At 62.0% G+C, this 12,590-nt stretch carries 12 protein-coding genes; 8 read left to right on the plus strand and 4 right to left on the minus strand.

Annotated elements, in window-relative coordinates:
• Nucleotides 1–190 precede the first annotated feature (190 nt).
• A complete protein-coding gene (locus C9427_RS14700; RefSeq protein ID WP_107649872.1) occupies nt 191–1,870 on the minus strand; it encodes a tetratricopeptide repeat-containing sulfotransferase family protein in 1,680 nt (559 codons plus the stop codon).
• A 129-nt stretch (nt 1,871–1,999) separates the two neighbouring features.
• On the opposite strand from C9427_RS14700, the gene C9427_RS14705 reads away from it, so the two are divergent.
• On the plus strand, nt 2,000–3,112 hold the full coding sequence (locus tag C9427_RS14705) for a pyridoxal phosphate-dependent aminotransferase (RefSeq protein ID WP_107649873.1): 1,113 nt from the start codon (nt 2,000–2,002) through the stop codon (nt 3,110–3,112).
• A 21-nt stretch (nt 3,113–3,133) separates the two neighbouring features.
• Here C9427_RS14705 and C9427_RS14710 read toward each other — a convergent pair whose 3' ends face one another.
• Nucleotides 3,134–3,643: a MarR family winged helix-turn-helix transcriptional regulator gene (locus tag C9427_RS14710; RefSeq protein WP_245437078.1), complete on the minus strand. Its 510-nt coding sequence runs from the start codon at nt 3,641–3,643 to the stop codon at nt 3,134–3,136.
• A 183-nt stretch (nt 3,644–3,826) separates the two neighbouring features.
• Here C9427_RS14710 and C9427_RS14715 point away from each other — a divergent pair, with 183 nt between their 5' ends.
• The 7 genes from C9427_RS14715 (at nt 3,827) to C9427_RS14745 (ending at nt 10,570) form a co-directional block, all read left to right on the plus strand.
• On the plus strand, nt 3,827–4,471 hold the full coding sequence (locus C9427_RS14715; protein ID WP_107649875.1) for a TetR/AcrR family transcriptional regulator: 645 nt from the start codon (nt 3,827–3,829) through the stop codon (nt 4,469–4,471).
• Nucleotides 4,440–5,603 carry an isovaleryl-CoA dehydrogenase gene (locus C9427_RS14720; protein WP_107649876.1) on the plus strand — a complete coding sequence of 388 codons (1,164 nt, stop codon included), beginning with the start codon at nt 4,440–4,442 and terminating at the stop codon, nt 5,601–5,603. The genes C9427_RS14715 and C9427_RS14720 overlap by 32 nt, the downstream gene beginning before the upstream one ends.
• 241 nt (nt 5,604–5,844) lie before the next feature.
• On the plus strand, nt 5,845–6,081 hold the full coding sequence (locus C9427_RS34780; protein WP_245437088.1) for an AbrB/MazE/SpoVT family DNA-binding domain-containing protein: 237 nt from the start codon (nt 5,845–5,847) through the stop codon (nt 6,079–6,081).
• Nucleotides 6,078–6,461 carry a type II toxin-antitoxin system VapC family toxin gene (locus C9427_RS14730; protein WP_107649878.1) on the plus strand — a complete coding sequence of 128 codons (384 nt, stop codon included), beginning with the start codon at nt 6,078–6,080 and terminating at the stop codon, nt 6,459–6,461. The genes C9427_RS34780 and C9427_RS14730 overlap by 4 nt, the downstream gene beginning before the upstream one ends.
• A 4-nt stretch (nt 6,462–6,465) precedes the next feature.
• Nucleotides 6,466–8,073: a carboxyl transferase domain-containing protein gene (locus C9427_RS14735; protein WP_107649879.1), complete on the plus strand. Its 1,608-nt coding sequence runs from the start codon at nt 6,466–6,468 to the stop codon at nt 8,071–8,073.
• A 108-nt stretch (nt 8,074–8,181) separates the two neighbouring features.
• Complete coding sequence (locus tag C9427_RS14740) at nt 8,182–8,559, plus strand: hypothetical protein (RefSeq protein ID WP_107650152.1); 378 nt, start codon at nt 8,182–8,184, stop codon at nt 8,557–8,559.
• A gap of 46 nt (nt 8,560–8,605) precedes the next feature.
• Nucleotides 8,606–10,570: an acetyl/propionyl/methylcrotonyl-CoA carboxylase subunit alpha gene (locus tag C9427_RS14745; RefSeq protein ID WP_107649880.1), complete on the plus strand. Its 1,965-nt coding sequence runs from the start codon at nt 8,606–8,608 to the stop codon at nt 10,568–10,570.
• A 111-nt stretch (nt 10,571–10,681) separates the two neighbouring features.
• Here the strand turns inward: C9427_RS14745 and C9427_RS14750 are convergent, their stop codons facing one another.
• Together C9427_RS14750 and C9427_RS14755 are read right to left on the minus strand one after the other, a co-directional pair.
• Nucleotides 10,682–11,803, minus strand: a complete 1,122-nt coding sequence (locus C9427_RS14750) for an ABC transporter substrate-binding protein (RefSeq protein WP_107649881.1) — start codon at nt 11,801–11,803, stop codon at nt 10,682–10,684.
• A 411-nt stretch (nt 11,804–12,214) separates the two neighbouring features.
• Nucleotides 12,215–12,481, minus strand: a complete 267-nt coding sequence (locus C9427_RS14755; RefSeq protein WP_006331108.1) for an SEL1-like repeat protein — start codon at nt 12,479–12,481, stop codon at nt 12,215–12,217.
• Nucleotides 12,482–12,590: the final 109 nt, after the last annotated feature.

Consider the following 12,590-nt stretch of genomic DNA (forward strand, 5'->3'; position numbering starts at 1 on the left):
GCCCTTGAGGGGGAGAGAGTGGCTGGCCGCGACCTCGGCGCTTTTCCTGCGACGCTGGTGACTGGCGGAATCGTCGATGAGAGCGCCCCTCTCCCCGTCACTATACGGGGAGAGGATGCCGGCAGGCAGGTGAGGGGCGGCGCCAAGGGACGAGAATTATGAATAATGGCTATGACGCAGTGGAATCAGGTCAAATCTCGGCAAGATCACCCAGCGACTGTATCAGCGGCTGAATTTCGTTTTCATAATTCTTCCAGCGCTTGACGGACGATTTGTAGATCGGCTGACGGACCTGCCAGCGGCTGGGCGTGTTGACCGAACCATCCCTGTCGAAAAAGCGCAGGCAGGCATCATCCCAAGGCAGCCCAAGATAATCTATGAGGCGGCGCGACTGCGCTTCCTGGTCCTCAACCAGCGTCTCGTAGCGATTTTCGAAGATAAGGCCCGGAAAAACCTTGTTCCAATGCCGCATCAGGCGGTCGTATTCGCGGTAGTACAGACCCAGTGTTTTCAGATCGGTGTTGTAGCTGTGTCCCTCGCTGAAATTGAGGACAAAGCAGGAGACGCAATTGTCGATGGCATCACGGCGGCAATGAATGATGCGCGCGTTGGGGAAAAGAAGGCCGATAAGGCCGATCATTTCAAAATTGTGAGGCATCTTGTCCACCACACGTAGCGCGGCAGGCGCCCTCTCGCTCAGATAGGACAGATGCTCATCGGCCAGGGTTCTGGACAGGTCTTTCGTGATCGACATGACCGGCTGTTTCAAATTTCCAGCCGACGAGGTCTTGAGGCCGATCGCATTCGCGACCCGCCTTAGTTTGCTAAGCTCCCCCGCTCCATGAACATCGGGATGGCTGGCGCAGATCTGTTCGGTAAGCGTCGTTCCCGAGCGAGGCATGCCAACCACGAATACAGGCACTTCGGAAGGATTTCCATAGCCGGCCCTGGCCGCCAGAAAGTCCGGCGTGAAGGTTTCAATCAGCGAGTCGATCCAGCGACGATACAAGTCGATATCGAACTTGTAGCCGGAGGCCTGTTTCGCCTTGTTGAAATGGTCGAATGCCTCTTCATAGCGCTTGAGGTCGTTCAGCACCTTGCCGGCGGCGTAATGGAGTTGCTGCGCGCCTTCCGAATCAAGCTTGGGATTGCCGAGTTCATGAAGGATGGATTGGAGTTCCTCGGGCTCTTCTGTAAACTTTCGCGTCTGTACGAGGTCGTTGTAGGCGCTTGGCACATTGATGCGACGTTCGATTGCTTCCTTCAGATAGACGGCGGCTTCCTCCATGCGCCCCAGGCCGCTCAGGGCACCGGCCATTCCGGCCCGCACCTTGGGATGATCGCTGTTGATTTTCAACGCCTTCTCGAAGAGCGGCAAAGCCATGTCGGGTTTGTCAAACTCGGTGTATACGCGCCCCAATGCACAGAGTGCTTCGACAAGGCCGGGCTGCAGCTCCAAGGCATACTGCATATGCTTGATTGCCGGCGAATATTCGCTGACCTTCACATAGGCCTCGCCCAGGCTGAGGTGGTAGTAGGGGTTTTTAGGGTCCTCGCCGACCGCCCGTGCGAAATATCGCAATGCCATCTCGTCATCGTAACCCAGGCACACAGTCCCCAAGATGTACAGAGCGAGCGGATGGTTCGGCGTGCGCGCCAGAACCCGAAGGCACAGGTCCTGAGCCTCGTCGAGCCGCTTGGCCTGCTGATGGGTATATGCCTGTTTCAGCAGCGCGTCGTCGGCCTGCGCACGCGATTGAGCGTTTGCTTTCTGCAGGTTCAACATCGGCTTCAGTATCGGCCCCTTCGCTTTCGGCGCGGGCGCGGGTTTGATGTGCTTTGACCAAGCAGGCGGGAGTCGATTGTTCATGATCTCTCGCTAGCAAAAAGAGCTGCAGGAATCCAGCATGCCGGTTGCGGCCAAGCTTGCGTGGTCAACGGTGCCGCGCTAGCAAGAAGGCCCTTTTCGAACGAGCCCCTTTTTCGAACGAGCATTGCCATGCGTCAGCGCCCTCCCCTCACGCCACTCATCGGCGCGCTTCCCTCGACGGTGCCGTTTGTCGGCCCGGAGGCGCAGGAGCGTGACCGCGGCCGGCCGTTTCGCGCCCGCATCGGCGCCAATGAGAGCAGCTTCGGCCCCTCGCCGCGCGTCATCGCCCGCATGGAGGCTGTCGCCCGCGACATGTGGATGTATTGCGATCCCGACAATTTCGATTTGAAAGTGGCTGTAGCCGCCCATCTCGGCCTGTCGGCCGAGAATGTCGTGGTCGGCGAAGGCATAGACGGGCTGCTCAGCCTGGTGGCGCGCATGTATGTGGCGCCAGGCGACGCGGTGGTGACCTCGCTCGGCGCCTATCCGACCTTCAACTTCCATATTGCCGGCGTCGGCGGCCGGCTGGTTGCGGTCCCTTACGAGAACGACCGGGAAAACCTGGACGGGCTGCTGGCGGCGATCGCCAAGGACAAGGCGCCGCTGGTCTACCTGTCCAACCCCGACAACCCGATGGGAAGCTGGTGGGAGGCGGACGATCTCATCCGCTTCATCGAAGCGCTGCCCGACACCACCATGCTGGTGCTCGACGAGGCCTATGGCGAGTTGGGGCCGGCCTCGGCGCTGCCGCCAATCGATATTTCCAGGCCGAACGTCATCCGTATGCGCACCTTCTCGAAGGCATACGGGCTGGCCGGCATACGCTGCGGCTATGCGGTGGCCGAGGCCCAGGTGATCCGCGATTTCGAGAAGATCCGCAACCATTACGGCGTCAGCCGCATGGCGCAGATCGCCGGGGTCGAAGCGCTGGCCGATCAAACTTATCTGCAGAGCGTGGTGGAGCGGGTCGCCGCCGGCCGCCAGCGCATCGCCGAGATTGCCGAGGCGAACGGGCTGAAGCCGCTGCCCTCGGCGACCAATTTCGTCACCATCGACTGCTGCAGCGACGGCGCCTTCGCGCTGAAAGTGCTGCAGGCGCTTTTGTCGCGCGACGTGTTCATCCGCAAGCCGATGGCGCCACGTCTCGACCGCTGCATAAGAGTCAGCGTCGGCCTCGACCATGAGCTCGACATTTTCGCCGAAGAGCTGCCGGGGGCGCTGGCGGCAGCGCGAGGGAACTGAGGATCGCGACGCCGCGTTCCATCATTTCGGCAACGCCACCATTTCCTCCACCTTCCCGCCGAGCAGGCGCATGACCTTTCTCAGCGCGTGCGAAAGTTCGGCGGCTTCGTCACCGGCAAGACCGGCGGTCAAGCGGCCGAGGTCACGATCGGCCGCCGCCTGAAGTCCGGCCAGCGCAGCGTTTCCCCGTGCGGTCAGGGACAGGATGCGCTGATGCCGATCGCCCGGATCAGGGCGTATCTCAGTCAGGCCCGCGGCGGCGAATTTTCTGAGTATCCGCGAGAGGTAGGCGGGGGGAAGCTTAAGTTCGGCGGCCATCGCGGACGCCACCGGCCCGATATCGAGATGGAACGCCCGCGCAAGGAAGCCAGCTTCGCCACCGGGATCGGCGGTAATGATACCGGGTAGATTGCCAAGTTCGAACAGCACCCGCGCTTCGGTCAGCGTATAGGCGCTCTGCGTCAAGGTCTCGTCGAGCAGTCCGACCAGGCTGGTGTAAAACCTGTTGAAGCGGCGGATGTCCGCGATCATGGCATTCCGTTCATCTGGCATCCAGGCTTCCTCTCGCAGGAAATTTTTTGCGCCATCTGATTACCATCAACATTTTAATTGACTGAGTCAATTATCTACAGGGAGCCGCCAATACAGTGGAATAACACCTCCCTTGAATTAATTGAACGTTTGTTTTATTATGCACACTTGATGAGGGGAACTATGGCGCGCACGACCGGTTCCGATGGAGAAAAGACCGAGGCGGCTGTCCGCGAGGCGGCGGCCAGCCTGATCGCGCGCTACGGCTATGAAGCGATGTCGATGCGCCGGCTCGCAGCCGAGGTCGGCGTCCAGGCCGCGGCGCTCTATCGCTATTTTCCGACCAAGGAAGACCTGCTGTTCACGCTGATGCGCGAGCACATGGAAGGACTGACCGCAGCGTGGGAAACGGCACGTCCCACTACCGCCGACCCGGAGGCGCGGCTCGCCGCCTATGTCCGAAACCACATTGCCTTCCATATCGAGCGCCGCCATTCCACCCATGCCTCGAACATGGAATTGCGCAGCCTGTCGCACGACCGGCTGACGCGGATCCTGCGCATGCGCACAGCCTATGAGAAAGAATTGCGCGCCATCTTGCGCGACGGCGCAGAGGCGGGCGTCTTCAGCATCGAAGACACCGGGCTGACCGCCATGGCGCTGATCCAGATGATGACCGGCGTCATCGTCTGGTTCCGGCCGGGCGAGCGGCTGTCGGTCGCTGAAGTCACGGCGACATATCTTTCAATGACAATGCGGCTCGTCGGCGCGAAGATCGACGGCACGGAGGAACGTCATGTACACGCACACGCTCAACTTCGGGCTTGACGAAGACATCGAGGCGCTGCGCGACCTGGTGCGGCGCTTCGCACAGGACAGGATCGCGCCGATCGCCGCCGATATCGACCGCTCGAACGAATTCCCGTCGCATCTGTGGGCCGAGATGGGGGCGCTCGGCCTGCTCGGCATCACCGCCGATCCCGACTTCGGCGGCAGCGGCATGGGCTATCTCGCCCATGTCGTGGCGGTGGAGGAGATTTCCCGCGCCTCTGCCTCGGTCGGCCTCTCCTACGGCGCCCATTCCAACCTTTGCGTCAACCAGATCAACCGCTGGGCAAAGCCGGCGCAGAAGGAGAAATACCTGCCTGCGCTGTGCTCGGGCGAAAAAGTCGGGGCACTGGCGATGTCTGAATCCGGCGCCGGCTCCGACATCGTGTCGCTTCGGCTGCGCGCCGAAAAGCGCAACGACCGTTATGTGCTCAACGGCACCAAGATGTGGATCACCAACGGGCCGGACGCCGAGACGCTGGTCGTCTATGCCAAGACCGATCCGGAGCGCCACTCGCGCGGTATAACCGCCTTCATCGTCGAGAAGGCTTTTGCCGGCTTTTCGGTGGCGCAGAAGCTCGACAAGCTCGGCATGCGCGGCTCAAACACCGGCGAGCTGGTGTTCGAGAATGTCGAAGTGCCGTTCGACAATGTGCTGCATGAGGAAGGACGCGGCGTCGAAGTCTTGATGTCGGGCCTCGACTATGAGCGCACGGTGCTCGCCGGCGGGCCGATCGGGCTGATGGCGGCATGCCTCGACGTGGCGATCCCTTATGTGCACGAACGCAAACAGTTCGGCCAGCCAATCGGCGAGTTCCAGCTGGTGCAAGGCAAACTGGCCGACATGTATACGGTGATGAGTGCGGCGCGTGCCTATGTCTATGCCGTCGCGGCCGCTTGCGACCGCGGCCAGACCACACGCAAGGACGCCGCCGGCTGCGTGCTGTTTGCCGCCGAGAAGGCGACGCAGATGGCGCTCGACGCCATCCAACTGCTCGGCGGCAATGGCTATATCAACGACTATCCGACCGGCCGCCTTTTGCGCGACGCCAAGCTCTACGAGATCGGCGCCGGCACCAGCGAAATTCGCCGCTGGCTGATCGGGCGGGAAATCATGGCGGAGAACCTCTAGTGGCAATCGTGCAGAGATTGCCAGAATAGGCAATATCTGCCATATTTTGGAAGTATGTCATATTTTTTAGGCAAGGCAGATCATGGCGAGCGGGACGAGAAAGACTGGGTTTGGCGAAAACCCGCGGGCTCAGTTCGATGCCGGCGCTCGGAAGACCCCGCTTCGGGTTCCGGCAAAACGCGAGCGCGTCAAACTTGGCGAAGGCGGACGCTTCGTTATTCCCGCTGCGATGCGCGAGGAAATGGGCGTGAGGCCTGGCGAGGATTTGATCCTTCATGTCGAGAACGGCGAGTTGCGGGTCAGGTCGTGGCTTCAAAACCTGAGGCGCGTTCAGGCGGAATTGTCGGCGTTGAAAAAGCCAGGCGAAAGCGTCGTCGACGAATTTCTCAAGGAGCGGCGGGAGGAACAGCTCCGAAGCGACAAGCGCCTGGACCGACTTCACGCCGAAGGCACGACGACGAGAAAGCGGGCGAAATGAAACCCTACGTCATGGACAGTTCGGCGGCGCTTGCGATCCTGCTCAACGAGAAGGGCACCGACATCGCCCTGGAATTCGCACCGGATGCGCAATGCAGCTCGGTCAACGCGGCCGAAATCATCGCCAAGCTGATCGACAGGGGACGCAGCATGGAGGAGGCAGCCGATGATCTCGCGAGCCTCGGCATGCCGGTCGCCGTTTTCGACGAAGCGATGGGCATCGCCGCCGGGCAGCTTCGCGAACTGACGCGGCATCGCGGCCTGTCGCTGGGCGACCGGGCCTGCCTGGCGCTGGCAATTCGCGAAAATGCCGTTGCCGTCACCGCTGATCGCGATTGGGGCGACCTGGACGTCGGCTGCAAGATCGAACTGATCCGGTAACACCATGCCAATCCTCGCCTCTCAAATATCCCCCTCCTCCGACGCTTTCCGCGCCAATGCCGAGCGGATGCGAGTGCTGGTGGCCGACATTGCGGAGAAGGCTGCCACCGTCGAGCGCGGCGGCTCGGACGAAGCGCGCGAGCGGCATGTTTCGCGCGGCAAGCTGTTGCCGCGCGAGCGCCTGGCGCAATTACTTGACACCGGCTCGCCCTTTCTCGAGATCGGCCAGTTCGCGGCGTGGTCGATGTATGGCGAGGAGATTTCCTCGGCCGGTCTCATCGCCGGCATCGGTCGCGTCGAAGGCACCGAGGTCATGGTCGTCGTCAACGACGCCACGGTGAAGGGCGGCACCTACTATCCGCTGACCGTGAAGAAGCATCTGCGGGCGCAGGAGATTGCGCTGCAGAACAATCTGCCTTGCGTCTATCTGGTCGATAGCGGCGGCGCCAATCTGCCCAACCAGGACGAGGTGTTTCCCGATCGTGAGCATTTCGGCCGCATCTTCTATAACCAGGCCAACATGTCGGCTGCAGGCATTCCGCAGATCGCCTGCGTCATGGGTTCGTGCACGGCAGGCGGCGCCTATGTGCCGGCAATGTCGGACGAAACGATCATGGTGCGCAACCAGGCGACCATCTTCCTCGGCGGCCCGCCGCTGGTAAAGGCGGCCACCGGCGAAGATGTCAGCGCGGAGGAACTGGGTGGCGCCGACGTGCACACGCGGCTTTCCGGCGTCGCCGACCACTATGCGCTGGACGACGAGCATGCGCTGGCCATTTGCCGGCGCATCATCAGGAACCTGAATCGAAACAAGACGGCAAGCCTGAAGCTTCGGAAATCGATTCCGCCGCTTCATCCTGCGGACGATCTCTACGGCGTCGTGCCGACGGATCTGCGACAGCCCTATGACGTGCGCGAGGTGATTGCGCGTGTCGTCGACGGATCCGAGTTCGACGAGTTCAAGCAGAATTACGGCACCACGCTGGTCACCGGCTTTGCCCATCTCCACGGCATGCCGGTGGGCATCATCGCCAACAATGGCGTGCTGTTTTCGGAAAGCGCGCTGAAGGGCGCGCATTTCATAGAATTGTGCTGCCAGCGCCAGATCCCGCTGATTTTCCTGCAGAACATCACCGGCTTCATGGTCGGGCGCAAATATGAGGCAGGTGGTATCGCCAAGGATGGCGCCAAGCTGGTGATGGCGGTCGCGACGGCGCGCGTGCCGAAAGTGACCATGATCATCGGCGGCTCGTTCGGCGCCGGCAATTACGGCATGTGCGGACGCGCCTATTCGCCGCGCTTCCTGTGGATGTGGCCGAACGCCCGCATTTCGGTGATGGGCGGCGAGCAGGCGGCAACCGTGCTTGCCGTGGTCAAGCGCGAGGGCATTGAACGCAAGGGCGGCGAGTGGAGCGCGGAAGAAGAGGCGAAATTCAAAAAGCCGATCCTGATGAAATACGAGCACGAGGGCCACCCGCTCTATTCCTCCGCTCGCCTCTGGGATGACGGCATCATCGACCCGGCCAGGACGCGCGAGGTGCTGGCGCTTAGCCTCTCGGCGGCGCTCAACGCCGAGATCGAGGAGACAAAGTTCGGCGTGTTCAGGATGTGACGATGAGCGAAATCCACACCCTTCAGAGTCATTTTCAATCATCGAACTGGCCACTCGCAAGATTTGCGGCTATTGCTCTTTGCAAATACCAATGGGGATTGGGCAAAGATGAGACTGCAACTCTTTCAGAAAACAACTGCATCGATACTTGCAGTGTTACTTATATTAGCTGCCCCTGGCATCAGCGCCGCGGAATCTCTGGCGGGGAACAAAGGCGACATCCGCTTCCACCCGACTTTGCCAGGAAGCCCGAAGGATCCGTGTACCAAGGCGTACAACGCTTATGTAGCGGCCAGCGGCCATTCAGCCTATGCCACGACCTTCTACTCGCGGGTCGTCGACCTCTACATCATTTGTGGCGCGCGGATGAACGCACCGTCGCAAAAGGCGGCGGAAGAATTGGCGCTGCAGAACTGTCAGTCCGGATTGAGAAAGTGGAAGGTCAAGGTCGCAAGCGGCGGCTGTCAGATCGCGCTTTCCAAATAGGCCGCCTGGCTGGCTGGCGCCGCCCGCGGCAAATCCGGGAGGCTGCATGTTCGGCAAGATCCTGATCGCCAATCGCGGCGAAATCGCTTGCCGCGTCATCCGCACAGCGCGCAAGCTGGGAGTGCGCACGGTCGCCGTCTATTCGGATGCCGACGCGAAATCGCTGCATGTCGAGATGGCCGACGAGGCGGTGCATATCGGCGCCTCGCCGGTCGGCGAAAGTTATCTGCGCGGCGACAAGATCATCGCGGCAGCGAAAGCGACGGGCGCCGAAGCCATCCATCCCGGCTACGGCTTTCTGTCGGAGAACCCTGACTTCGTCGATCAGGTGACGGCGGCAGGCCTCGTCTTCATCGGGCCGTCGGCCGCCTCGATTCGCGCCATGGGGCTGAAGGACGCCGCCAAACGGCTGATGGAGAAGGCCGGCGTGCCGGTCGTGCCGGGCTACCATGGCGAAGCGCAGGAGATCGTGCTGCTCGCCTCAAAGGCGCGCGAGATCGGTTATCCCGTCCTGATCAAGGCGCGCGCCGGCGGTGGTGGCAAGGGCATGCGGCGGGTCGAACATCCCGACGATTTTTCGGAGGCGCTATCGGGCGCCCGACGCGAAGCAAAGGCCGCTTTCGGCGACGACCGCGTCCTGGTGGAAAAATATGTCGACAAGCCGCGCCACATCGAGGTGCAGGTGTTCGGCGATATCTTCGGCAATGTCGTGCATCTCTACGAGCGCGACTGCTCGGCGCAGCGCCGCCACCAGAAGGTAATCGAGGAAGCGCCAGCGCCCGGCATGACGCCGGCGTTGCGCAAGGCGATGACCGAGGCAGCGGTGAAGGCAGCCAAGGCGATCCACTATAGTGGCGCCGGCACCATCGAGTTCATCGTCGATGCATCGCAAGGGCTGAAGGCAGACCGCTTCTGGTTCATGGAAATGAACACCCGCCTGCAGGTCGAGCACCCGGTCACCGAAATGGTCACCGGCATCGATCTGGTCGAGTGGCAGCTTAAGGTGGCGTCCGGCGAAAAGCTGCCGAAGACGCAAAGCGAGATCCAGCTCTCCGGCCACGCCTTCGAGGCGCGCCTCTATGCCGAGGATCCGGCAAAGGGCTTCTTGCCGGCGACGGGCACGCTGCATCATCTGAAATTTCCAGTCTACGCCCTCGAGGGCGCCAGCATGCGCATCGAGACCGGCGTGCGGGCTGGCGATGCCATCTCACCCTTCTACGATCCGATGATCGCCAAGCTGGTCGTTCACGGCAAGGACCGGCAAGCGGCGCTCGAGGCGCTGGGAGCCGCACTTTCGCAAACCGAGATCGCCGGCTCGACCGTCAACACCGCCTTTCTCGCGGCTCTTGCGACTGATGCGGATTTTGCCGCCGGCGATGTCGATACCGGCCTGATCGGCCGACACCAGCAGAAGTTGACCGCGGTTCCGCCACCGAGCGCCGAGATCATTGCCGCGGCAGCCCTTGCGGCGTCCGGTGCAGGGGCTCTGGTGCCGTCCGACGACCCATGGTCGGTGCTTGCCGGCTATGCGCACTTCCATAGCGGCGCGCGGCGTACGCGGTTGCGTTATGGCGACGATGATATTCTCGCACGTGTTTGGGTGCGGCCGGACGGGCGGTTCCAGGTGGCGCTGGACCCACCTTATGACGGCGCCAATTCGCATGACCTGCCCGCCGCCCCTCGCCTCGCCCTCTGGCCCGGTCACGTCACGGTCTTTTCGGGCGCCATAGGCTACAGTTTCGTCGTGCCGGATCCGCTGGCAAGGGCTGAGGAAGCCGCGGCCGCTTCCGGCAGCCTGCGAGCGCCGATGCCCGGCCTGGTCAAGCTGGTGCGCGCGGCCAAGGGCGATGCCGTCATCAAGGGCCAGCCGCTGCTGATCCTGGAAGCGATGAAGATGGAGCACATGATTTCCGCGCCCCATGACGGCGTGATCGCCGAGATCACGGCAGAGGGCGCGCAGGTCACCGACGGGACCGTGCTCGTGCGTTTTGCCGAGCAAGTTCACGACTGAGTTGCAGGCCGCGATCTTCGGGCAAGGCGCAGGCCAACAACGCGTGCCCGAAATGAGAATGGCCGGGGCAAGTCCGGCCACTCTTAATTGCCACGTGGGCAACGTCAGGGATTACGGCTGGATCGGCGCGTATTTGCCGTCGTGCCACTGGTTGATGTCGTAGCTGGCGTTCTTCAGGTCGCCCTTCTCGTCGAAGGTGACCGAACCGACCACGGTGCTGATCGGCTGACCATTCTTCAGCGCCTCGGCGACCTTGGCAGGATCGTCGCTGCCGGCGCGCTTGATGCCCTCGGCGAAGGCCTGGATCACGGCGTAGGAGAACAGGGTGAAGCCCTCCGGCACGAAGCCGCCGGCCTTGATCTTCTCGATGGCCTCCTTGGCTTCGGGTTTTGCCTGCGGATCCGAGGGGAAGACGAACATGGTGCCTTCGCCGGCCGGACCGGCAACCTGCCAGAACTCCGGCGACGCGATCGAATCCGGCATGATCAGCTGGAACTTGAGGTTCTGTTCCGCCGACTGGCGCAGGATGAGGCCGGCCTCGGGATGATAGCCGCCGAAATAGACCACATCCGCCTTCAGGTCCTTCAGCTTGGTGACGAGGGCCGCATAGTCCTTCTCGCCGGCGTTGATGCCTTCATACATGACTTCCTTGAGGCCGCCGGCGTTCATCGTTGCCTTGACGGCATCGGCCACGCCCTGTCCGTAGGCGCTCTTGTCATGCAGGATGACGACGTTCTTTCCGGCATATTTCTTGGCGATCCACGGGCCGATGAAGGCGCCCTGGGCATCGTCGCGCGTATAGAGGCGCATAATCGTCGGCCAGCCTGCAGTTGCCGCCGCGTCGGTCAGCACAGGGTTCGACGAAGCCGGGCTCATCATCAGCGCACCGGCCTCGGCGTAGACCGCGGAGGCAGGGATGCTCGAACCGGAGCAGGCATGGCCGTCGATGAACTTGACGCCGTCGGCGATGATGCGGTTGGCGACCGAAACCGCCTGTTTCGGATCGCATTGGTCATCCTCGATGTCGAGCTTGATCTGGCGGCCATCGATGCCACCGGCCGCGTTGATTGCGTCGGCGGCGGCTTGCGCGCCCTGCTTGAACTGGTCACCGATGGTGGCAAGCTGACCGGTCATCGGTCCTACCACCGAAAAGGTGATGTCGTCGGCGAAGGCGACCGGCGCGCTCATCATCAGGCCGGCTATGGCCGCGCTCAAAATATTCAATTTTTTCATGGTAATACAACTCCTCCACTCTCGCGCGGCCATCCCGGCAGCGCCTCTTCCTGAGTGGCGGGAGAATTTCATCGTTCATTGGGCCTGTCTAGGCGCATCGACGGCACTCGATTGGGCCTGCAACGCTTATGTTTGACCTGAAACCGGTTTCCACTTTTGGGATCATGGTCTGAAACGCAAAAGCCGCGCCGGCCTTGTTCCGGCCGGTCGCGGCTTTGTCGATCGAGCCGAGCGCTCCCGCATCCGAAAACCCGCTCGCCTTCCCTGTATGTAGCGAAGCTGACCGCTTTCGGTCGCTGCGTTCTTGCTTTCGTTGTCCAGCCGTCTTGTGCGGCCTTTCTCTTGTCGGTCCGGCCGTCTAGCGCGGCCTTGACCTGGAGCATCCCTGTCGGTGTTCTCTGTGCCTGAAACTCAGTGCATCGTCATCCATTCGCGGGCTTCACGCAGGGCCCTGGCGATCTCGACCTTCGACATCGCCGCCGACAATTCCGATCGCAGTTCCGCGGCGCGGACCGAGCCCTTGATAGCAGCGATGTTGAACCATTTGTGGGCGGCAACGACGTCGGTCTCGCAATCGCGGCCGGTCGCATACATCATCCCCAGTTCGAAAAGAATGTCGGCCTGGGCAGTTGCCCCCATGGCGCCGAAGCCGGCTTCAAGCATTTCAAAACGTGCCATTTCAATCCCCTGTTCTGGCCCCTGTCAGGCTCCCGAGAGCTGCCTCCGTTCGTCCCTCGGTATCTCTGTCGATAACCCTTGGGGTGGCCGCTCTTTCGATGCTTTCGAG

The organism is Mesorhizobium helmanticense, from assembly GCF_003034915.1.
In the GTDB taxonomy this organism is placed as follows: Bacteria; Pseudomonadota; Alphaproteobacteria; order Rhizobiales; family Rhizobiaceae; genus Mesorhizobium; species Mesorhizobium helmanticense.